General features: G+C 76.0%; 22 protein-coding genes and 1 riboswitch. Of the genes, 10 read left to right on the top strand and 12 right to left on the bottom strand.

The genetic code is table 11. The features are described 5' to 3' along the window. Positions 1–87 precede the first annotated feature (87 nt). Positions 88–591 (bottom strand): DUF6069 family protein, encoded by a 504-nt coding sequence (locus ACZ402_RS12510; protein WP_375825396.1) that lies wholly within the window; start codon positions 589–591, stop codon positions 88–90. A 226-nt stretch (positions 592–817) separates the two neighbouring features. Here ACZ402_RS12510 and ACZ402_RS12505 point away from each other — a divergent pair, with 226 nt between their 5' ends. Both ACZ402_RS12505 and ACZ402_RS12500 read left to right on the top strand, forming a co-directional pair. Beyond that, positions 818–2077: a sensor histidine kinase gene (locus tag ACZ402_RS12505; protein ID WP_375825394.1), complete on the top strand. Its 1260-nt coding sequence runs from the start codon at positions 818–820 to the stop codon at positions 2075–2077. Beyond that, positions 2074–2823, top strand: coding sequence for a response regulator (locus tag ACZ402_RS12500; RefSeq protein WP_375825393.1), 750 nt, complete (start codon positions 2074–2076; stop codon positions 2821–2823). Before ACZ402_RS12505 ends, ACZ402_RS12500 begins: the two co-directional genes overlap by 4 nt. Positions 2824–2939: 116 nt before the next feature. Here ACZ402_RS12500 and ACZ402_RS12495 read toward each other — a convergent pair whose 3' ends face one another. The 4 genes from ACZ402_RS12495 to ACZ402_RS12480 all read right to left on the bottom strand — a co-directional run bounded on the left by ACZ402_RS12495 (position 2940) and on the right by ACZ402_RS12480 (position 7435). Continuing rightward, positions 2940–3263: a DUF4235 domain-containing protein gene (locus tag ACZ402_RS12495; RefSeq protein ID WP_155100015.1), complete on the bottom strand. Its 324-nt coding sequence runs from the start codon at positions 3261–3263 to the stop codon at positions 2940–2942. A 68-nt stretch (positions 3264–3331) separates the two neighbouring features. Continuing rightward, positions 3332–4540 carry an ABC transporter ATP-binding protein gene (locus tag ACZ402_RS12490; RefSeq protein WP_375825391.1) on the bottom strand — a complete coding sequence of 403 codons (1209 nt, stop codon included), beginning with the start codon at positions 4538–4540 and terminating at the stop codon, positions 3332–3334. After that, positions 4540–6255 (bottom strand): ABC transporter permease, encoded by a 1716-nt coding sequence (locus tag ACZ402_RS12485; RefSeq protein ID WP_375825390.1) that lies wholly within the window; start codon positions 6253–6255, stop codon positions 4540–4542. The genes ACZ402_RS12490 and ACZ402_RS12485 overlap by 1 nt, the downstream gene beginning before the upstream one ends. A 79-nt stretch (positions 6256–6334) precedes the next feature. Beyond that, entirely contained in the window at positions 6335–7435 is a 1101-nt protein-coding gene (locus ACZ402_RS12480) for a thiamine ABC transporter substrate-binding protein (RefSeq protein ID WP_375825389.1), read from the bottom strand. Positions 7436–7517: 82 nt separating this feature from the next. Then, positions 7518–7622, bottom strand: a riboswitch (TPP riboswitch). Positions 7623–7798: 176 nt separating this feature from the next. Between ACZ402_RS12480 and ACZ402_RS12475 the strand changes: the two genes are divergently transcribed. From ACZ402_RS12475 to ACZ402_RS12465, 3 genes are all read left to right on the top strand, one after another. Beyond that, the gene (locus ACZ402_RS12475; RefSeq protein ID WP_375825387.1) at positions 7799–8689 is read left to right on the top strand and encodes an ABC transporter ATP-binding protein; all 891 of its coding nucleotides are present in this window, start codon (positions 7799–7801) and stop codon (positions 8687–8689) included. After that, entirely contained in the window at positions 8686–11223 is a 2538-nt protein-coding gene (locus ACZ402_RS12470; protein WP_375825386.1) for an ABC transporter permease, read from the top strand. Before ACZ402_RS12475 ends, ACZ402_RS12470 begins: the two co-directional genes overlap by 4 nt. 185 nt (positions 11224–11408) lie before the next feature. Then, positions 11409–11687, top strand: a complete 279-nt coding sequence (locus ACZ402_RS12465; RefSeq protein ID WP_375825385.1) for a DUF4235 domain-containing protein — start codon at positions 11409–11411, stop codon at positions 11685–11687. Between the two features lie 95 nt (positions 11688–11782). Here ACZ402_RS12465 and ACZ402_RS12460 read toward each other — a convergent pair whose 3' ends face one another. After that, positions 11783–12970: an FAD-dependent oxidoreductase gene (locus tag ACZ402_RS12460; protein ID WP_375825384.1), complete on the bottom strand. Its 1188-nt coding sequence runs from the start codon at positions 12968–12970 to the stop codon at positions 11783–11785. 89 nt (positions 12971–13059) lie between these two features. Between ACZ402_RS12460 and ACZ402_RS12455 the strand changes: the two genes are divergently transcribed. Next, positions 13060–13659, top strand: coding sequence for a TetR/AcrR family transcriptional regulator (locus tag ACZ402_RS12455; protein ID WP_375825383.1), 600 nt, complete (start codon positions 13060–13062; stop codon positions 13657–13659). A 73-nt stretch (positions 13660–13732) separates the two neighbouring features. Next, complete coding sequence (locus ACZ402_RS12450) at positions 13733–15196, top strand: hypothetical protein (protein ID WP_375825382.1); 1464 nt, start codon at positions 13733–13735, stop codon at positions 15194–15196. On the opposite strand, the gene ACZ402_RS12445 is transcribed toward ACZ402_RS12450, so the two are convergent. Then, positions 15185–15610, bottom strand: coding sequence for a GntR family transcriptional regulator (locus ACZ402_RS12445; RefSeq protein ID WP_375825381.1), 426 nt, complete (start codon positions 15608–15610; stop codon positions 15185–15187). The genes ACZ402_RS12450 and ACZ402_RS12445 overlap by 12 nt on opposite strands. Beyond that, a complete protein-coding gene (locus ACZ402_RS12440) occupies positions 15607–16566 on the bottom strand; it encodes a hypothetical protein (protein WP_375825380.1) in 960 nt (319 codons plus the stop codon). The genes ACZ402_RS12445 and ACZ402_RS12440 overlap by 4 nt, the downstream gene beginning before the upstream one ends. 176 nt (positions 16567–16742) lie before the next feature. On the opposite strand from ACZ402_RS12440, the gene ACZ402_RS12435 reads away from it, so the two are divergent. Next, the gene (locus tag ACZ402_RS12435; protein WP_375825379.1) at positions 16743–17006 is read left to right on the top strand and encodes a helix-turn-helix domain-containing protein; all 264 of its coding nucleotides are present in this window, start codon (positions 16743–16745) and stop codon (positions 17004–17006) included. Further along, entirely contained in the window at positions 17003–17440 is a 438-nt protein-coding gene (locus ACZ402_RS12430; protein ID WP_375825378.1) for a HipA N-terminal domain-containing protein, read from the top strand. Before ACZ402_RS12435 ends, ACZ402_RS12430 begins: the two co-directional genes overlap by 4 nt. Here ACZ402_RS12430 and ACZ402_RS12425 read toward each other — a convergent pair. From ACZ402_RS12425 to ACZ402_RS12410, 4 genes are read right to left on the bottom strand one after another with little or no spacing between them, the layout of a single operon-like run. Further along, on the bottom strand, positions 17416–17970 hold the full coding sequence (locus tag ACZ402_RS12425) for a hypothetical protein (protein ID WP_375825377.1): 555 nt from the start codon (positions 17968–17970) through the stop codon (positions 17416–17418). The two genes, ACZ402_RS12430 and ACZ402_RS12425, sit on opposite strands and share 25 nt — an antisense overlap. Next, positions 17967–18647, bottom strand: a complete 681-nt coding sequence (locus tag ACZ402_RS12420; RefSeq protein ID WP_375825375.1) for a hypothetical protein — start codon at positions 18645–18647, stop codon at positions 17967–17969. The genes ACZ402_RS12425 and ACZ402_RS12420 overlap by 4 nt, the downstream gene beginning before the upstream one ends. Next, the gene (locus tag ACZ402_RS12415) at positions 18644–19342 is read right to left on the bottom strand and encodes a hypothetical protein (protein ID WP_375825374.1); all 699 of its coding nucleotides are present in this window, start codon (positions 19340–19342) and stop codon (positions 18644–18646) included. Before ACZ402_RS12415 ends, ACZ402_RS12420 begins: the two co-directional genes overlap by 4 nt. Positions 19343–19375: 33 nt before the next feature. Continuing rightward, a complete protein-coding gene (locus ACZ402_RS12410) occupies positions 19376–20080 on the bottom strand; it encodes a DUF1361 domain-containing protein (protein ID WP_375825373.1) in 705 nt (234 codons plus the stop codon). Positions 20081–20197: 117 nt separating this feature from the next. Between ACZ402_RS12410 and ACZ402_RS12405 the strand changes: the two genes are divergently transcribed. Continuing rightward, positions 20198–21439: an MFS transporter gene (locus ACZ402_RS12405; RefSeq protein ID WP_375825372.1), complete on the top strand. Its 1242-nt coding sequence runs from the start codon at positions 20198–20200 to the stop codon at positions 21437–21439. The last annotated feature ends 3 nt before the right edge of the window (positions 21440–21442 follow it).

Genomic DNA, 21442 nt, shown 5'->3' with positions numbered 1-21442 from the left:
AGCACGACGTTGCTGGCGTTATCCGGCGGATGACGACAGCAACGTCGTGCTCGGCTGATCCCGGGCGCCGGGGGCCGGGGGGTGGGGTCAGCGGCGCAGGGCCAGCGCCAGCGTCAGGCCGACCGCCAGGTGCTCGACGGCGAGGAGCGCCGTCGCATCAGGCGTCACCGCTCCGAGAGGGCCCAGGAGCGACACGAGCAGCACGACGGCGCACGTCACGAGCCAGGCGAGCTCGCCCCGGCGGGGCCGACGGGCGGACAACCTGCCGAGCAGGGCGCGCGCGCCCCACGCGGCGTACCCGACGACGAGCGCCGTGACGGCCGCCGCCACCACGCCGACGGTCTGGGTGCCCGTCGCGGTGCGCACCTCCGGGTCGACGCCGAGCGCCGTCCCGACGAGCAGCACCGCCGCGGCGACGACCGCGGCGACGAGCGGGACGGACCAGCGCGGGAGACGACGTCCGGCACCGACCCGACCGGGCACGCGCGTCCCGGCCGCGGGCAGCGGGTCGCTCGTCGGGGCGGGACCGGCGCCGCGCGTCGCCGTGGTCGCGGGGCGCGGGCCGTTCGGCGTCCTCGGCGTGCTGGTCATGACGTACCTCCTTCGTCACGTGGCGAGGTGCCACGGGCTGACGCGGCCTGGGCCGCGGCCGGCGGGATGCCGACGTCGTCCACCCTCGCGGGGGCGCGGCACCCACCGCACCGGCCGGACGGAGGCGACCGCCCCGACCCCCGACGGGTCCCGACCCTCCCGCCGGACCTCCACCCCCGACCTTGGTCGGTGGTCGCCCGCGACGCCGCCCCCTAGCGTCCGGAGCATGACCACACCGACCGACTGCCCCCCGCTCGCCCGACGCCCCGTCCTCGCGACGGCCGCCGCCCGCCGCGACGGGAACCGCCCGCTCGTCCCCTGGTGGACGTTCGCCGTCGCGTGGCTCGCCGTCGCCGCGCTCACCGTGCTCGCGACCGCCGGGATCGTCGGTCAGGACGCGCCCGGCGCGGGCACCTGGCTCGACGTCCTCGTCGCGGTACTCGCCCTCGCGGCGCTGCCGCTCCTGTGGTCGCGGGCTCCGCGCAACGCCCCCGTGCTCGGCGCCCTGATCCTCGCGTCGCTCGCCGCGTACTCGGGTGCGGCGACCCCCGCCTCGACGGTCGCGACCCTGCAGGTCGCGCGCTGGTACCCGGCGCGCACAGCGGTCCCGGTCGCCGTCGCCGGGTTCCTGGGCCACGCCGTGCAGGCGCTGTGGCGGCCGCAGGCCCTGCCGCTCGGCTGGTGGCTCCTGTGCGACCTCGCCGTGCACGCCGCCCTGCTCGGCTGGGGCATGTACTGGCAGGCGCGGGCCCAGCTCATGTGGTCGCTGCGCGACCGCGCCCGGCGCGCCGAGCGCGAGCAGGAGCGCCGCGTCGCCGAGGCCCGGGTCATGGAGCGCACGCGGATCGCCCGCGAGATGCACGACACCCTCGCCCACCGGCTCTCGCTCCTCGCCGCGACCGCGGGGGCGCTCGAGTACCGCCCCGACGCCGACCCGGCGCAGCTCGCCCGCGCCGCGGGCCTCGTCCGGGCCGGGGTGAGCTCCGCGCTCGGCGACCTGCGCGACGTCGTGCGGGTGCTGCGCGCCGACCCCGACGACGTCGACGGGGGCGCCCCCGCACCCCAGCCCACGCTCGACGACGTCGACCGCCTCGTCGCCGAGGCGCGCGAGGCGGGCGGCGACGTCACGCACGAGCGGTCGGGGTCGGCGGACGTGCCGCGGGCCGTCGAGGTCGCGGCCTACCGCGTCGCGCAGGAGGGGCTGACGAACGCCCGCCGGCACGCGCCGGGCAGCCCCGTCGCCCTGCGGGTCGCGGCCCGGGCGGGCGAGGTGCGCGTGACGGTGTCCGACGGCGGCCCGCGCCTCGTCGCGGTCGGAGGTCCCGTCGAGGGCGCCGCGGGCGGGGCCGCCGGTACGTCCGGCGACGGGACCGGCACCGGGCTCGTCGGGCTGCGCGAGCGCGTGGACCTGCTCGGCGGGACCCTCGACGCCGGGGCGCGGGACGACGGGTTCGTCCTCGACGTCCGGCTACCGTGGGACGCGTGAACGAGCAGGGTGGGCACGGGTCCGACGCCCGCGCGGGCGAGCCCCGGGGCGACGGGCCGGATCGCGGGCACGACGGCGGGAGCGGCCCGGGGGGCGCGGCACGGACCCGGCTCGTGATCGTCGACGACGACGCGCTCGTCCGTGCCGGGCTGCGTCTCATGCTCGACGGCGCGCACGGGATCGAGGTCGTCGGCGAGGCCGCGGACGGGGCTGACGTCACGGCGGTGCTCGACGCCCACCCGACCGACGTCGTGCTCATGGACCTGCGGATGCCCCGGGTCGACGGGATCGAGGCGACGCGGCGGGTGCGGGCGCGGGCGGGCGCACCCGCCGTCGTCGTGCTCACGACGTTCGACAGCGACGAGGAGGTCGTCGGGGCCCTGCACGCCGGGGCGTCGGGCTACCTGCTCAAGGACATGCCGCCCGAGCGGATCGTGGCGGCGGTCCGCGCGGCGGCCGCGGGCGAGCCGGTGCTGTCACCGGAGATCGCGCGGCGGCTCATGACGTCGGTCGCGGACGCGGGCGGCGAGCGCGACCGCGCCCGGGCGGCGCTCGACGCCCTCACCGGCCGGGAGCGGGACGTCGCCGTCGAGCTGGGCCGCGGCGCGGCGAACGCCGAGATCGCGGCGACCCTGTTCCTCAGCGTCCCGACGGTGAAGGCGCACGTGTCGAACGTGCTGCTCAAGCTCGGCCTGGAGAACCGGACGCAGGTCGCGCTCCTCGTCCACGCCGCCGACCTGACCTGACGGCAGACCTCGCCGCTCCGTGGCCGACCACGTCCTTGCCCGCCGTCGAGCACGACATGGAGGTCGTTCTGGCTCCGACAACGACCCTCATGTCGTGTTCGGCCAGAGGGGTGAGGTCAGTCGCCGGGCCACTCCCCCGTCCAGCGCTCGAACGCCCGGGCGCCGCCGCGGTCGATGAGCGCCTTCACCGCCGCGAAGATCGCGCCCTGGATCAGCGCCGCGACGAGGATCTCGCGGAGCCGGTACTCGGACTCGAGCGGCTTGGGCGCGTCGGTCCGGTGGCCCGGGGTGACGCGCTTGTAGACCTGCTTGAACACCTGCCCCGCGACGAGCCCGCCCACGATCGAGCTGGCGAGCCCCACGGGGCGGTAGAGGATCTTCGCGGCCTTGCCGCCGGTCTTCTCCGGGGGATGCGTCCCCGCCGTCACGTCGTCGCTCATGCTTCGACGCTAGGTCGGCTGCGGCTCTCTCGCCCGTCGCACGACAGCGAGCGCCGTCCGTGCGGGCGTCAGCCCGGGACGACGGCGCAGCCCGTCGGGTCGACCACGACCCGCACGTGGTCGCCCGGCCCCGGGCCCGCGTCGTCGGCCGGACCGGCCGCGAGCGCCACGAGCCGGGCCGGGGCGCCGCCGTCGGTCCCGGGCAGGTCGACGTCGACCGTGATCTCCACCGCGCCCCGCCGGAACACGCTGCCCACGACCGTCGCGACCCAGGTGCCGGGGCCTGACGTCGCCGAGCCGCCCTGGGCGTCGGACGCACCGGACGTACCGACCACGCGCAGCCCGCGCGGCCCGATCGCGAGCAGCTCGCCCGAGCCGTCGTACGCAGGGTCGTCAGCGCCTCGTCGGTCCAGGGAGCGGCCTGCTGCTGACAGCTCGGTGGGGACGAACGCCTGGTAGCCGAGGAACTCCGCGACGCGGCGCGAGGCGGGGGCGCGCCACAGGTCCTCGGGCGGCGCGACCTGGAGGAGCTTGCCGGCGTCCATGACGGCGACGCGGTCGGCGACGGTGAACGCCTCGTCGTGGTCGTGGGTGACGAAGACCGCGGTCGTGCCGGTGGCGCGCAGCGCCTCGCGCAGGTCGAGCGCGAGGCGCTCGCGCAGCCCCCGGTCGAGCGCGGACAGCGGCTCGTCGAGCAGGAGCAGTCGTGGTCGCGGCGCGAGCGACCGCGCGAGCGCGACGCGCTGGCGCTCTCCCCCGCTGAGGGTCGCGACCGCGCGCCGCCCGTACCCGGCCAGCCCGACGACGTCGAGCAGGTCGGTCACGCGCGCGTCGCGCGCGGCGCGGGGCAGCCCCGCGATCCCGTAGGCGACGTTGCCCGCGACGTCGCGGTGCGGGAAGAGCTGGCCCTCCTGGAACATGAGCCCGAACCCGCGCCGGTGCACGGGGACGCCCGTGAGGTCGCGGCCGTCCCACGCCACGGACCCCGACGCGACCGGCTCGAGCCCCGCGACCGCGCGCAGCAGGCTCGACTTGCCGCACCCGCTCGGCCCGAGCAGGGCGAGCACCTCGCCGGGCGCGACGTCGAGCGTGACGCCTGCGACCGCCGTCGTGCCGGGGTCCGTGCGCGCTCCCCCGGTGCCGCGCGCGCCGTAGCGCACGACGACGTCGCGCACCGCGAGCCCGGCGCCCTCCCCGGGCGCGGGATCGGGCACGGCGTCGGGGCGCGACGGCTCCGGCGTGCCCGCGCGCGCGGGGGCGGGGTCGGTCTGCACCATCAGAACTCTCCTCCGGGTCGGTCGCCGCGCAACCGCTCGGCGAGCAGCATCACGGTCGCGGTGAGCAGCGCGAGCACGACGCTCGCCGCGAGCGCCATGCCGTAGTTCTCGGCGCCCGGACGCCCGATGAGCCGGAAGATCACGACCGGCAGGGTGGCGCTGTCGGGGCGGGCGAGGAACGACGTCGCGCCGAACTCCCCGAGCGAGACCGCGAACGCGAACCCGACGGCGAGGCCGAGCGAGCGGGCGGCGATCGGCCCGTCGACCGTGCGGAACACGCGCCCGGGGGCGGCGCCGAGCGTCGCGGCGGCCTCGCGCAGGCGCGGGTCGATCGCGCGCAGCGTCGGCAGGACCGTGCGCACGACGAGCGGGATCGCGACGACCGCCTGCGCGATCGGCACGAGGAGTCCCGACGTGCGCAGGTCGACGTCGAGGCCGAGCGGCCGGTCGAGCGTGAGGAGGAAGCCGAAGCCGACGGTCACCGCGGAGACCCCGAGCGGGAGCATGAACACCGAGTCGAGCACCGAGATCGCGCGCCGACCGCCGCGCGAGCGCGGGCGCCGGGACACGACGAGCGCCACGAGGCCGCCGATCACGACGGCGAGCAGGGTCGCGAGCGCGGCGGTGCGCAGCGAGTTCCCGGCCGCCTCCCACACGGTGACGGACAGCGCGTTGCGCCCGCCCGTCGTGCCGAGGTTCGCGTAGTTGTCGAGGCCCCAGCCGCCGCCCGGGACGCGGAACGAGCGCACGACGAGCGTGCCGAGCGGCAGGCCGACGAGCACGACGACCACGGCCGCCGTGAGCGCCGCCGGGGCGAGGTCGCCCGTCGGGCGGCCGTCGCGCCACAGCCGCAGCGGGTGCGCGGACGACGTGGAGGACGAGAGGTTCAGGGCTCGCTCGCGCCGCGCCCGCGTGCGGTTCGCGACGGTGAGCGCCGCCGCGACGACGACGAGCTGCACGACGGACAGCACCGCCGCGGTGCGCAGGTCGAGGAACTGGGTGGTCTGGATCCAGATCTCCGTCTCGATGGTCCCGTAGCGGATGCCGCCGAGCACGAGCACGACGCCGAACGCCGTCGCGCAGAAGAGGAACACGATCGACGCGGCGCTCGCGATCGCGGGAGTCAACGCCGGGAGGGTCACGGTGCGGAACGCGCGCCACGGCGTCGCGCCGAGCGCCCGGGCGGCCTGCTCGGCGCGCGGGTCGAGGTGCTCCCACAGCCCGCCGACCGTGCGCACGACGACCGAGTAGTTGAAGAACACGAGCGCGACGACGATCGCCGCGAACGTCTCGTCGAGCCGCAGGAACCCGAGCGGGCCGCCCTGCACGAGCAGCGACCGGAACGCGACGCCCACGACGACGGTCGGCAGCACGAACGGCACCGTGACGAGCGCGCGCACGACCCGTCGCCCGGGGAACCGGCACCGGTACAGCACGTACGCCCCGGGCACGCCGAGCAGCACGGAGAACGCCGTGCCGAGCACGGCCTGCCACAGCGTCAGCCCGAGGATCCGCCACGTCCGCGGCTGGGAGAAGACCTCCGCGAACCCCGACAGGTCGAGCCCGCCGTCGTCCCCGACGAACCCGCGCGCCACGAGCGTGACGACCGGCCACGCGAAGAACACCCCGAGGAACAGCAGCGGCACCGCCGCCGCGATCCCCCACAGCACCCCGCGCCCGACGCTGCCCCGCCGGACCGCGCGGCCCCTCACCACGGCTCTACCTCGGCGGACCAGGGCTCTACCTCGCGAGGTAAAGCCCTGGTCATGCCCGCCGGCGGACCGGAGACGCGGGTCAGTCGACGACCGTGGCCGTCCATGCCTTGATCCACTCGTCACGGTGCGCCGAGATGTCGGCGGGCGCGACCTCGAAGGGCTCGTCGGCGAGCGGGGCGAACTCGGCCCAGCCGTCGGGGAGCGCGACGGAGTCGTCGGCGGGGTACATGTACATCTGGCCGGGCACGTCGGCCTGGAACGCCTCGCTCACGAGGAAGTCCACGAGCTGCTGCGCGCCCTCGGGGTTCTTCGCGTTCGCGAGCACGCCCGCGTACTCGACCTGGCGGAAGCACGTGTCGAGCAGCGCACCCGTGGTCGACTCGGAGCCGTCCTCGGTGAGCGTGAACGCGGGCGACGTCGAGTACGACAGCACGAGCGGGCGCGGCCCGGCGCCCTCGGAGCCGGAGAAGTCGACGTAGTACGCGTCGGACCAGCCGTCGACGACCTTCACGCCGTTGGCGCGCAGGTCGGCCCAGTAGTCCTCCCAGCCGTCCTCGCCGAACGCGCCGACGGTCGCGAGGAGGAACGCGAGGCCGGGCGACGACGTCGCCGGGTTGGTCACGACGAGGAGGTCCTCGTACTCCGGCTTCGCGAGGTCCTCGAGCGACACCGGCTCGGGGATGCCCGCGTCGGCGAACCAGGTGTGGTCGACGTTGACGCAGACGTCGCCGAGGTCGACGGGCGTCAGCTCTCCCCCGTCCCCCACCGCGTACTGCGCCGCGGAGTCGGACAGTCCGTCCGGCGTGTAGGGCGCGAGCACGCCCTCGTCGATCGCGCGCGAGGCGAACGTGTTGTCGATCCCGAACACGACGTCGCCCAGCGGCGAGTCCTTGGTGAGGATCAGCTGGTTGACGAGCGCGCCGCCGTCGCCCGGCGCGACCTGCTCCACGGTGAGCCCGCTCTCCTCCTCGAACGCGGCGAGCACCTCGTCGCTCACGGCGAAGGAGTCGTGGGTGACCAGGGTGACCGTGCCCCCGGCGCCCGACGACGCGTCGTCGCCTCCCGAGCCTGACGTCGCGTCGTCGCCGCTGCCGCACGCGGCGAGCGCGAGGAGGGCGAGGGTCGTGCCCGCGCCCGTGACGAGGGTGCTCCGGCGGGTGCGGGCGGTCGTGCGCTGCATGTGTCCTCCCAGGACGTTCAGGAGGGGTCCACCGACCCGTGCGACCCGTGCTCCGGCGAGCGCGGGAGACCGCACGAGCAGGTGATCGAGATTCCCGACTTCCTCCACCGGTGCTAACCGGATCAGGTTCGAGGGTCTGCGGTGGTCCGCACTCTCAGCTCCTCCAGGAGCTCCCCTGTCGTTCACGTCGAGCCTACACCGGGCCGCCCCTGGGGAATCCCCCTGAGAGAACCCTGAGAGCGGCGCCGCACCGACCAGGGAGGGGTCCGGGCCGGTCCCCGATGCCCGGGGGCGCACCCCCGCGGGAGGGTCGAGACGACCGGACCGGGGCCCCCGGCCGACGACGCAGGAGGGGAAGGACCGATGAGCAGCAGACCTGGGATGACGGGTGCGACGACGACCGTCGCGACGTCCACCGAGAACGCCGAGAACGCCGAGAACGCCGCGGGAGCCGCCGGGACCACGCCGGAGCGGCCCGTGATCGCCACCGCACGGGGGCTCGTGAAGACCTACGGGCGCGGCGAGGCCGCGGTCCGCGCCCTGGACGGCGTCGACGTCGACCTCGAACGCGGACGCCTCACGGCGATCATGGGCCCGTCCGGGTCGGGCAAGTCGACCCTCATGCACTGCCTCGCCGGGCTGGACTCCCCCACGGCGGGGACCGTCGTCGTGGACGGCGAGACGGTCTCGGCGATGAGCGAGCGACGGCTGACGCGGCTGCGACGCACGCGCATCGGGTTCGTCTTCCAGTCGTTCAACCTCGTGCCGACGCTCACGGCGGAGGAGAACATCGTGCTCCCGCTCGCCGTCGCGCGCCGGCCCGTGGACCGGGCGTGGTTCGACCGCGTCGTCGACGCCGTCGGCCTGCGCCCGCGGCTCGGGCACCGCCCGGCGGAGCTCTCGGGCGGGCAGCAGCAGCGCGTCGCGTGCGCGCGGGCGCTCGTGTCCCGGCCGGCGGTCGTGTTCGCGGACGAGCCGACCGGCAACCTCGACTCGCGCGCCGCCGCGGAGGTGCTCGGCTTCCTGCGCGCCTCGGTGGACGACCTCGGCCAGTCCGTCGCCATGGTCACGCACGACCCGACGGCGGCGTCGTACGCGCACCGCGTGCTGTTCCTCGCGGACGGGCGCCTCGTGACCGAGCTGCGCGACCCGACGCCGCAGGCCGTCCTCGACACGCTCGGCGCCCTCACGCCGGCGGCGTCGGCGGGCGCGCACGCCGCACCGGTCACCCACGAACCGGCGGCCGTCCGATGATGGGCCGGATCGCGCTGCGCGGCGTGCGCGCGCACGGCGCACAGCTCGTGCTGTCCGTGCTCGCGGTGACGATCGGCGTCGCGTTCGTCACCGGCACGTTCGCGCTCCGTGCGATGCTCGCCTCGACGTTCGACGGCATCGTCGCGTCGTCGATCCAGGCGGACGCGTACGTGCGCGGCGCCACCACCGCCGGGTCCGCGCTCGAGTCGTCGTCCGCGCAGCTCGGCGGCGCACGGAGCCTCGTCCCGGCGGACCTGGCCGGCACGCTCGACGCGCGGGACGACGTCGACCTCGCGCTCGCGGAGGTGAGCGGCCCCGCCGTCCTGGTGGGCGCCGACGGCACCGCGGTGCTGAGCACCCAGGCGCCGAGCATGGCGATCGGGTACGACCCGCGCGACCCCGGGCCGCGCGTGGTCGACGGCCGCGCGCCGGAGGACGGCGCCGAGGTCGCGCTCGAGTCCGCGACGCTCGAGGCGTCGGGGCTCGCCGTGGGCGACACGACCGACGTCGTGCTCGGCGACGCGGTGCGGCCCGTGCGCGTGGTCGGCGAGCTCTCGCTGTCCGCGCCCATGGCGGGTGCGACGATCGTCCTGCTCGACACGACGACCGCCGCGATGACGTACGCGCCGGACGGCATGGTGCCGTCGATCGCCCTGTACGCCGCCGACGGCGTCTCGCCCGAGACGCTGCGCGACGCCGTCGCGGCGGCGCTCCCCGGCGACGCCGAGGCCGTGACGGGCGCGGAGCTGCGCGACGAGACGAGCAGCGCCATCGCCGACCAGCTCGGCTTCGTCTCGACGTTCCTGCTCGTGTTCGCCGGGCTCGCGCTGTTCGTCGGTACGTTCATCATCACCAACACGTTCGCGATGCACGTGCGCCGCCGCACGCGGGAGCTCGCGCTCCTGCGCGCCGTCGGGGTGTCGCCCGCGCAGGTGTTCGCCTCGGTGCTGGGACAGGCCGCCGTCGTCGGGGTCGTCGGCGCGGTGCTGGGCGTCGCGGCCGGGTTCGGGCTCGCCGAGCTCGCGCGGAGCGGGCTCGGCGCGGTGGGCATGGAGCTGGCCGGGTCGCTGCCCGTGACGACCGCCGGGATCGTGGTCCCGCTCGTCGTCGGGGTCGTGGTGTCCGTCGTCGCAGCGGCCCTGCCCGCGCGGCACGCGGCGCTCGTCCGGCCCGTGGAGGCGATGCGGGCCGACGTCGTGCGTCCCGCCGGCCCGGGCGTCGCCCGGGTGGTCGCGGGGGCGCTGGCCCTGCTCGCCGGCACCGGGCTCGTGGTGGGTGCCGCGGCGGTGGGGAGCGGCGGGGCGCCGCTCCTCGGGCTCGGCGCGGTCGGGGTGATCGCGGGCGTGCTGCTGCTCTCCCCGCTCGCGGTCGGTCCCGTGCTCGGGGTCCTCGCCGCGCCGTTCGTCGCGCTCGTCCGGCCGCTCGGCGGGCTCGCGCGCGGCAACGTGACGCGCCAGCCGCGCCGCACGGCCGCCACCGCGGGGGCGCTCGTCGTGGGGATGGCGCTCGTGTCGACGACGTCCGTCCTGGCGCTCTCGGCACGCGAGTCCGTGACCGGCATCGTCGACGAGGAGACGGCCGCCGACCTCGTCGTCCGGTCCGCGACCCCGTACCTGCCCGAGGGCGTCGCGGCCGACGTCCGCGCGGTGCCCGGCGTCGCGTCCGTCGACCTCACGACGTACGGGCAGGTCGTCGTCGACGACGAGCCGCAGGTCGTCGTCGGCTTCCCCGCCGAGGGCTTCGGCCGCTCGGTCCGCACGACGGCGGTCGAGGGCGACCTCGGCGCGTACGCGCGCGGGGAGGCCGCCGTCATGGAGGACGCGCTCGACGAGCACGGCTGGGCGCTCGGCGACGTCGTGACGATCGCCGACCCCACCCGGCCCGACCTCCCGGCGCACGACGTCCGCATCGGCGCCGTGATCGACTCCCACGCGTTCTCCGTCGACATGCTGTTGCCGCCGGACGTCGCGTCCGCGGTAGGCGCGACGACCCCCGAGATGCTGTTCCTCGACGTCGAGCCGGGCGCCGACCCCGCGGCCGTGCGGGGCGCAGTGACCGACGCCGTCGCGCCGTACGTCGTCGCGAGCGTGCTCGACGCCGACGAGTTCGCCGGGGAGGTCGCGTCCCAGGTCGAGTCGATCCTCGCGATCGTCTACGCCCTGCTCGGGCTGTCCGTGCTCGTCGCGGTGCTCGGGATCGTCAACACGCTCGCCCTGTCCGTCGTCGAGCGGACGCGCGAGATCGGGCTCCTGCGCGCCGTCGGGCTGGGGCGCGCCCAGCTCGCCACGACGATCGTCGTCGAGTCCGTGCTGGTCGCGGTCTTCGGGACGGCCGTCGGGCTGGTCGTGGGGACGGGCCTCGCCGCCGCGCTGCCCTCGGTGCTCGCGGACGAGGGCTTCACGACCCTCGCCGTGCCGTGGGCGCAGCTCGGCGCGATGCTCGCGCTCGCCGCCGTCGTCGGGGTCGTCGCGGCGGTCTGGCCCGCGACCCGCGCGGCCCGGCTGCCCGTGCTCGACGCGGTGAGCCAGGAGTGACGCGAGGGCGGTGACGAGAAGCGAGAAGTGGCCCAGCCAGGTGGCGTCCGGGGGGCCACTTCTCGCGTCTCGCGACGTCGGGCCGTGGGTCGCGTGCGCGCGCCGGGCGACGCGGGGACCGACGGTTCGCACTACGGTGGGAGCACGCCCGCGCCGACCGGCGCCCCGACTCACGGAGGACCCTCGTGGCCGACACGAACGAGACCGAGCAGACCCTGGCCGTGAAGGTCGGGACCGTCGCCCTCACCTTCGCCGCGGGCTGGGCCGCGCAGAAGCTGGTCACGTTCATCTGGGCCAAGGTCACCGGTCACGACGCCCCGAAGGACCTCGACGACGAGGAGGTCGGCATCGTCTCCGCCGTCACCTTCGCGGCCGTCGCCGCCGGCGTCGGCGTCCTCGCGCGCCGGTTCGCCGGCAAGGAGGCCAAGCGCGTCGTCGCCCGCCTCGCGTCGCGCGCGTCGTAGCCACCGCTCGAGCCCGGGGTCGTTCCTCACGATCGTCACGACGTGGGGAGGGACCCCGGGGTCGGCGTATCCGACGGCGGGCGCCGGCACCGGCGTCAGCGCACCGGGGGTGCGGGCTCGGGCGGGGTCCAGCCCATCGCGGCCTGCGAGCCGCGCGCGATCGCGGAGGCCGGGGTCAGGCGCATGATCCTGTTCCGGACCGTCTGCCGCCAGCCGCCGCCCAGGTGCGAGCCGAACCGCCCCGACGCGACCGACGCCCGGGCGAGCGCCCGGCACCGGGGCCGACGCGCGGCGTCGTACCCCGCGAGCGCCGGGACGAGCCGACCTCCCGCCGCGACGGGCGCTCCGACCAGGAGGCCGACGCACAGCCCGTCCTCCAGCGCCGTCGCCGCACCCTGCCCCATCGTCGGGAGCGTGCCGTGCGCGGCGTCGCCGACCATGACGACGCGGCCCGCCGCGTAGCGCGGGAGGCCGCCGGGCAGGTGGTGCACGTCGTGGCGCAGGACGGCGTCCGGCGCCGTCGCGGCGAGGACCTCCTGCACCGGCGGCGCCCACCCGGCGAACCGCTCGCGAGCCGCGCCCAGCTCGTCGTCGAGCCGCGTCCGCTCGGGCATCGCGACGTACCCGTACCAGTAGGTCTCGTCGGCGGTCTCGTCGGCAGTCGTGCGCAGCAGGCCGAACTCCGCGTGCGCCCCCCAGTACTGCGTGAGGGCCTCCGCGCCCCAGGCGCCGGGCGTGATCGCGCGCCAGCTCGAGTAGCCGCTGTACACCGGCACGCTCGCCGGGAACAGGGCCGCGCGGACGGCGCTGCGCATCCCGTCCGCGCCGACGACGAGGTCCGCCTCGCGGCCCGCGACGACGGCGGGCGCCCCGTCCGGGTCCCCGGGATCCAGGGTGGTGACCGGCGTCCCCGTGACGACCTCGACGCCCAGGTCGACCGCCCGGCGGCGCAGCGCCTCGTGGAGCCGGCGCCGGTGGACGCCGATCAGCCCCACGGACGCGCGCACCTCGGGGGTGCCCGGCAGCGTGAGGATCGGGTCGCCGTGGAGGTCCCACGTCCCGCCCGCCCACGTCGCGTACCCGAGCCGGGCGACGGCGTCGTCGTCGAACCCGAGGCCGCGGAACGCCGCGACCGCGTTGCGGGACATGGCGAAGCCCGCACCGACCTCGCCGAGCGCGGGCGAGCGCTCGACGACGGTGACGCCCCAGCCGGTCCGGGCGAGCGAGATCGCGGACGCCAGGCCCGCGATCCCGGCCCCGACGACGATAGCGGCACGGGTCATGGTGATGCTCCCAGGGTCGAGAGGATGGTCCGCCCGTCCGGGCATACCACTACGGTCGTTGTAGTACCGATGTTGCCATACTGGCAGCCATGCCGCGGACCAACCCCGAGCGGCGGACCGCGCTCGCGGACGCCGCCGTCGCCCTCCTCGCCACGGACGGCGTGCACGGCGTCACCCACCGCACGGTCGAGCGCGCCGCGGGGCTCCCGACGGGCACCGCGGCCAACTACGTCCGTACCCGGGAAGAGCTGCTCGTCGCCGCGGCCGAGCGCGTCGTCGAGCTGCACCTCGCGGCCATGCGGCAGATCGACCGGACGCTCGACGTCTCCGCGTCCCCGGAGCCGCTGACCGAGCTCCTCGCCGCGTCCCTCGAGGACGCCGTCACGACGTCGCGCGAGCGGTACCTCGCAATCTTCGAGCTCCAGCTCGAGGCGCGCCGCCGCCCGGCGCTCGGCGCCGCGCTGGCGCGGCTCGGCTCGGTCGCGACCGCGTTCACCGCCGACGAGCACGCCGAGCTCGGGCTCGACGTCCCGCCCGACGCGGTCCCCACGCTCGTCACCCTCTACGGGGGCGCGCTGTTCTCCCTGGTCAGCTCCCCGGGCGACGTCGACCGGGAGACGGCCCGCCGCCTCGCCCGCGCGATCGTGCAGGGAGCCCTGGGAGCGCGCCCCTGCGCCCCGCCCCCGTGAGCGCCGCCGCCCAAGGGCGCGGCGCTCGAGGACCGGCGGCGCCCGGCCCGCCCGCCCCGGTACCCTGGCGCGCGTGACGGCCCCACCGGCGACCCCCGCGAGCACGACGACGGTCCCCCCGGACCCGGTCCTGCGGTCCGGCGCGCGCGTCCTCGCCGACGCCGGCCGCCTGCTGTCCCGGCACTGGCCCGCGCTCGTCGCGGTCGCGCTCCTCGCCGAGGTCGTCCACGAGCTCGCGCTGCGCGCCGCGCTCGCCGTCGCGCCGTCGTCGGGCGTGCTCGGCCTGCTCGTGCTGTGCTTCTCGCCGCTCGCGACGGTCGTCGGGATCGTCGTCATGCTGCACGTCCTGCGCCGCGAGCCGCGGACCGCGCGCGACCGCCTCGAGGTCCGGGCGCTCCTCGGCTCGATCGCGTCGGTCCTGGTCCCGTACCTCGTCATCTACGAGTTCTACGGCGGCCTGTCGTCCGACTGGCAGTCGTACATCGACTCCGCGGCGCTCGACCACGCGTTCGCGGCCGGGTCAGGCATCCAGACGGCGAGCCCGATCCCCGAGGGGTTCGGGCTCACCGTCGTGCTCGTCGTCGCGGGCGCGCTGCTCGCCCGCACGCTGCTCGAGCGCCTCGCCAGGCGCGTCGACCGCGGCATCTCCGCGGCGGGCGGCGACACGCAGCGCAGCGCGCGCTCCGCCGCGGTGCGCATCGCTGCGGGCTACTGCGAGGTCGTGTGGATCGTCGTCGGCGCGTTCACCGTCACCGCCGTCGTCGGCCGCGTGCGCGAGTGGTGGACGTCGCGCGTGGTCGTCGTCGAGACGACGACGTGGTGGGACGGCGTCGTCGCGCGCGTCGACGTGCTCAAGCCGCTCGTCGACGCCCTGGGCCCGACGACGTCCCTCCTCCTCGCGGGCGTCGTCACCGGCCTCGTGGTGCCGCTCGCCTGGCTCACCCTCGGCACGATCGTCTACGGCGTCGAGGCGATCGACGTCGTCGACCCGGCGCACGCGACGCAGGGCGACGACGAGCCGACGGGTCGTGCGACGCGCGTCGTCGACCGGTTCAACCGGACGCTCGGCGAGAGCGGCGCGCGCAGGGCGTGGGAGCTCATGCTCGACCCCGGCCGACGGTTCGGCGGCCTCGTGGGCGCCCTCGGGATGCTGTGGCGCAGCCGGTGGAGCGCCGTGCTGCTCTTCTGCGTCGCGTTCGCCCTCCTGACGCTCGGCGAGCAGGTCGTCTACACGGCGGCCCAGGCCGTCGTCGGCCAGCCCGGGATCGTCGCCTGGCGCGCGCTCGTCGGCCCGCTCGAGATCGTCGCGACCGTCGTCGTGCAGGTGCTCACCACCGTGCTGCTCGCGGCCGCCGCGGACGCGCTGCTCGCGAGCCTCGGCCTGCCGTCGGCGCTGCGCACGCGGCGCGTGGCCCGGTCGCGGACGGCGGTCGGCTCAGCGGTCGGCACAGAGACGGGCACAGAGGTCGGGGCCGAGTCCGGCGCGGAGGTCAGCACCGGGGCCGGCGCGACGGCGGACGGCGCGTCAGCCGGCTGAGACCGTCGCGGACCGGTCGTCGCCGGACCGTTCGTCGTCCGGCCGTCCCCCGACGAGCAGGGCCGCCGCGACGACGTCACGGATCTCGGTGTCCGTCAGCGCGTGGTCGCGGGCCAGGCGGACGAAGCGCGCCGCCGCGTCCGTCACCGCCGCGCGGGACAACGTCGCGGCCGGTGCCGTCACGAGGGTCCCGACACGTCGCCGCGTCGTGACGAGCCCCGCAGCCTCCAGGTCGCGATACGTCCGCGCGACCGTGCCCGGCGCGATGCCCAGGTCGTTCGCGAGAGCCCGCACCGTGGGCAGGCGCTGCCCGTCGGCGAGGTCGCCCGCCGTGACGAGGGCCGCGAGCTGGGCACGGAGCTGCTCGTAGTGCGGCGTCGGGGAGTCCAGGTCGATGCGGACGGCGAGGCTCACGCGACCGCCCCCTCCGGCTCGCGCACCGGCGCTGCCGTCGGCGCCGGGTCGCGCACCGGCCAGACCAGGACCACGAGCGCCACGACCACGACGGCCAGCGCCAGGAGCAGCAGGGCGTTCCCGGCCTGGACGTGGCCCGGGCTGAGCCCGGGGCCCGTCCGGAACCCGTCGCCGTTCCCCAGCCCCAGCCAGCGCAGCGAGAGCCCGCCCAGCGCGACCAGGCCGCCGAGCGTCAGGCCCACGACGAGCTGGGTCGCACGCTCGACGCGGCGGGCGACCCGGCGGCGCAGCCACATGTCCCACCGCTCGTCCACGTCCTCGACCGCCGGTCGCGACGCGACGAGGCGCAGCACCACCTCCGAGGCCACGACGGCGACGACCGTCCCGACCAGGAGCGGCACCGTCCACAGCCACCCGGGGAACGGTGCGGCGGTGTACGCCTCGTACCGGCCGACGAGGCGGGAGATCGAGCGCGGGCCGTCGGACAGGAGGCCGAACGCCACGCTCGCGGCGACGACGCCCCCGGCCCAGGCCCACGCGAGGCGACGGGTGAGCGTCGGGACGACGTCGGCCGTCGAGCGCGCGACGAGCCGCGCCTCGCGCTGGCGGTGAGTCGGGCGCGGCCACGTGAGCTCTCCCACCGCGTGGACGGCGAGGGCGCCGACGAGCGCGACGAGCGGCAGCACCGCCGTCGTCCGCGCGCCGAGCGGGACGAGCCCGAGGTAGAGGTACAGGGGCGGCAGCAGGATCCCCGCGGTGACGAGCAGACCCGAGCCGGCGCTCGTCACCGCGGAGTGCCGCACCGCGCGCCGCCCCGCCGAGCTCGGGACGACGGCACGTCGACCGTCCCACCACAGGAGCGCAGCGACGACGGCCGCGGCGAGCAGCGCGACGTCGACAGCGAGGGCGACCGGGAACGGCAACGGGTTCCCCAGCATCCACGACACCCAGCTCATGTCCACCTCCGTCAGAGAGTATTGATCATGAACTATGATCAAAATCCCCCACGCCGTCAAGCGGCGGATGTTCGACCCCCGACCCCCCGCCGCGCGCGTCATGTCATTGATCGTGCACATCTGAGCGGTGTCACCGTTCTTGCACTTTGAGCCCAATGTGCACGTGCCGTCACACGATGGCTGGTATCGCGCTCACCACACCCGCCCAGATCGGCGCAGCGATCCGCAGCGCCCGGAGGCGCGCCGGCCTGACCCAGCAACAGCTGGCCGAGCGCGCCGGAGTCAGCCGCCGATGGCTGATCGCACTCGAGAGCGGTCACGCGGAGCGGGCCGAGCTCGGGAAGGTCCTCGACACGCTCGACACGCTCGGGCTCGACCTCACCGTGACCACGACGCCACGCGCGACGAGCCGTCTCGCGGACCTCCTGGAGGGCCTGTGAGCAGCCGACACCTGGCAGTGCTGCTCTACGGGCGGCACGTCGCCGACCTGGAGCAGACCCGGGGCGGACAACACCTGCTGGACTACCGCTCGGACCCGGGGGCGACGCCGATCTCCCTGACGATGCCGCTCGCAGGCGGGCCGTTCGCCCAGCGGGTCGTCGAGCCGTTCCTCGACGGGCTGCTGCCGGAGCGCCAGGCCGCCCGAGAGGCCATGTCGCGCGAGTTCGACGTGTCTGCCCGCAACCCGTTCGCGCTCCGGCTCCCCGACGCGATGACAGACGCGTTCGTCGCCGAGGCCGAGCGTGGCGAGCCCGAGGTCGGCGAGCTACGGGCTCGGATGCTCGACCCGATCGCCCGTTCCTGCAAGGTCCTGCGAGGTCAGCGGGCCCGGCAGGGCCGGGCGTCCGATCACGACGCGGGCAGCGACCAGTAGGCGGGGAGCAGCTCCGGCTCGACCAGGCGCACCTCGGCCGGCCGGGCGTCGTCGGGCGTGAGGAAGTACTGCGTGCTGCGGCTCGAGACGGCGCCCGTGCAGACCGGGGCCTCGGGGAACGGCATGCCCGGGAGCGCCGACGCCCCGGCCGTGAACTCGCGCCCGGCGGCGTCGAGCAGCACGACCTCGCACGACGAGTACGTCTCCTCCTCGCTCGCCGGGGCGTCGGGCGCGTCCGAACGCAGCGACACGTCCGCGGCCCAGAGCGTGTGGCCCTCCGGGGCCTCGATGCGGTCCCCGTACCCGTCGTCGAGCCAGTCGACCTCCTCGAGCCCGGCGAGGCGCGCCCGGACGTCGCCGACCTGCGCCCAGCCCTCGGCGTCGGCCGTGTGGGCACGGTGCGGCGCCGACGCCCACCACCCCTGCACCGCGTCGGAGCGCCAGGTGAGCGTGCCGAGCGCCGCGAGCGCCCCCGCCAGCACGACCAGCCACCACCGGTTCGCGCGCCACCATCCCGCGCTCCCGCTCACCCGTCCCACCCCCCGGGGAGGAGCGCGGGCCGCACCACGTCGACGACGACGTCGGCCGCGGGCGGCTCCAGGCGACCGAGGTCGACCTCGGCCACCGCCTGCGGGCGGTCGATGTCCGCGTCGTCGTGCTCGGTCAGGACCCGCAGCACGACGTCCCCGTCGAGCGCTCGCGCCGGCACCTCGACGACCACGGTCCCGGCCTCGGGGACGTCCGGGTCCACGAACGTGCTCATCATCGTGTTGCTCGCGCGGTGCGACGCCTCGTGGTCGCGCCCCTCGGCGTCGCGCAGCTCGAGCGCCTCGATGCCGGCCTCCGCCGTCGTGCCGGACACCGCGAGGTCGAGGGCGACCCAGACGCCGTCGGTCGTCAGGGTGTCCAACCCGTCCTCGAGCACCGTGCCCGTGCGCACGTCGTCGACGCGTACGCGCAGCGGGCCGGCGGTGACGACCTCACCGACGTCGCCCCGCGTCGTCGTCGCCGTGAGCGTGGGCCACCACGTGTCGACGCGTGCCACGGCAGCCCCGACGCCCACGGCGAGGAGGAGCAGGACGACGGTCACGACGACGTCCGCACGCCGCGGGCGCGCGGTCGCGGCGGGGTCACCGGCGGTCGCGGGACCGCCGGCGGACGCCGTGGCGGGCGCCTCGGACGTCGTCCCCCCGGTCGGCTCGGTCACCACGCCCCCTCGTCCTCGGGCGGGTCCACGATCTCCGGCGGGACGTCGCCGGGCGGGACGTCCACGAGCACCACGGTGCCCGTCTCGGCCCACCGGCGCCCGCCGCCGACCGTCATGTCGCGGTAGCGGAACGTCGGGACGGTGACGGTGAGCGGCTCGTCGGGGGCGGCGGACGTCGCGCCGCCGTCGGGGACCGTCACGGGCCACAGCAGGGCGACGTCCTCGGCCAGGCCGGGCTGCAGCGCGGGGTAGACCGAGGCGTCGCGCACGAGCAGCGTCGGGTCCGGGCGGTCCGGCTCCGCGTCGCCCGCGAGCGCCAGGCCACCGGGCAGCGCGTCCGGGAGCGTCACTGCGGTGCGGTCCAGACGGCGGGGCTCGCGGTCCGTGTCGAGCGCGCCCACGACCACGACCAGCCAGGCGTCGGCGCCGGAGTCCTCGAGCGCGGAGACCTGCACGGTGTCCGTCACGGACCACGACCGCACCGTCAGGTCGAACGGTCCCGTCGGGACCGGCTCGCCCGCGGCGGCGTGGGCCGGGCCTGCCTCGGCGGCGACGTGCTGCGCGAACCCGCCGGCCGCCGCCGTCCCGGCCACGAGCCCGAGCACGACCGCCAGGGCGATGCGGCGCGGCCACGTCCCGACGACCGCGCGGAGCAGCGGGATGCTGCGGGCGGCCCTCGGCGCGGTCGACGTCACGGCGCGCATCCTACGGGGCGGGCGGCGTCCCCGTCAGGCCCCGCGGACGAGGAGCGTCGTGACGGGGCCCATGACGATCGCGTACATGAACGCGAAGAACAGCGTGTGCAGCAGCACGAACAGGAGGGCGTCGCGCACGGCCCCCCGCGCCCGGAAGTGCGTGCCGAGCTTGCGCACGAACTCGACCGGGTGGGCCAGGTCCCAGCTGTTGAAGCGCACGTACCGGCCCAGGTAGATGCCCACGGACACGAGCGCGAGCACCACGAGCACCGCGATCCACGAGGACGGGTGGCGGAACGGGTCGTCGTCGTTCGGGTACAGCACGAGGGCGAGCAGCGCCTGCGCGAGGAAGACGTTGACGACCGTGTTCATGACGCCCGACATCGCGAGCGTGAGCACGGCGACGATGTCGTACCAGAGCGGGACGTCCTCGCCCTCCTGCCGGTGGCTGTAGTTGAGCTCCGTGACGAGGTACCCGGCGTTGGGCAGGAACAGCAGCCAGACGAGGAACCCGGCCGCCGCGACCGTGAGGACCACCCAGGGCGGGGCGCCGCCCGCGATGAGCACGGCGTCGAGGACCACGACGAACCCGAGGACGATGACGGGCGCGATCGACAGCCCGATGTTGAGCAGCATCGGCCGGTACAGGCGCGTGCGGTAGAGCGGGGCGCGCAGCACCACGAGGGCGAGCGCGTACACGTTGAGCAGGGCCACGCCCCCGAAGAGCCAGTCGAGCACGCCCCCACGGTACGGGTCGTTCGCCGCGCGGGGCGCGACGAGCGTCGTTAGCGTGGAGTCGCTCGACGCAACGACCTCCCCGTGCCCGCCGGCGGGCACCTCCCACCAGGAGTCGCCATGGCGCAGCAGGACGCGAGCGGGGCCACCGGCCCCGCCCCGACGACGACGTCCCCGTCCACCTCCCCGACCCTCATGCTCGTCCTGGCGACGATCGGGTTCGCCGTGAACTTCTGGGCGTGGGCGCTCATCAGCCCGCTGGGCGCGGCGTACGGGCAGCTCTACGACCTCACCGACGTCCAGGTGTCCGTCCTCGTCGCCGTGCCGGTCGTCGTCGGCTCGCTCGGGCGCATCCCCGTGGGGGCGCTCACCGACCGCTACGGCGCGCGCATCATGTTCCCCCTGGTCAGCGCCTTGACGATCCTGCCCGTCCTGTTCGTCGGGCTCGTCGCGGACAGCTTCGTCGCGCTGCTGGTCGGCGGGTTCTTCCTCGGCCTCGGCGGGACGGCCTTCGCCGTCGGCGTCCCGTTCGTCAACGCCTGGTACCCGCCCGCGCGCCGCGGCACCGCCGTCGGGATCTTCGGCATGGGCATGGGCGGCACCGCGATCTCCGCCTTCACCACCGTGCGCATCCGCGACGCGTGGGGCGACGCCGCGCCGTTCCTCCTCGTCGCCGCCGTCCTCGCGGTGTTCGCCGTCGTGTCGTGGCTCCTGCTGCGCGTCCCGCCCGGCCGCGCGGCGGCCCCCGCCGGCGGGTTCTGGGCCCGCACCTGGGCGACGTTCCGCCTGCCCGCCACCCTCCAGCTCTCCTGGCTGTACGCCGTCGGGTTCGGCGGGTTCGTCGCGTTCTCCGTCTACCTGCCCACGTTCCTCGTCAACGCCTACGACCTCACCGCCTCCGACGCCGCCGCCCGCACCGCGGGGTTCGTCGTGCTCGCCGTCCTCATGCGGCCCGTCGGGGGCGCGCTGTCCGACCGGTTCGGCGGCGTGCCCGTCTCCGTCGGGTGCTTCGCCGTCGTCACGGCGCTCGCGGCGGTCGTCGCGTTCCAGCCGTCGCTCGTGCCGGTCGGGACGATCGCCTTCCTCGGCCTCGCCGCCGCGCTCGGTGCGTCGTCGGGCGCGACGTTCGCGCTCGTCTCGAAGGTCGCGCCGGTCGAGAAGGTCGGGGCCGTGACCGGCCTCGTGGGTGCTGCGGGCGGCCTGGGCGGGTTCATCCCGCCGCTGCTCATGGGCGCGGTCTACCAGCTCGAGGGCACCTACGGCCTCGGCTTCGCCCTCCTCGCCCTCACCGCCCTCCTGACCCTGCTGTTCACGCTCGGCCCCGTCCGCCGCGGCGTCCAGGCCCGCGCCGCCGCGAGGTAGCGA

Source organism: Cellulosimicrobium sp. NPDC030954 (genome assembly GCF_055571305.1).
The sequence above is the reverse complement of the archived record's forward strand: the minus strand, read 5'-3'. Positions and strand labels throughout refer to the sequence as shown.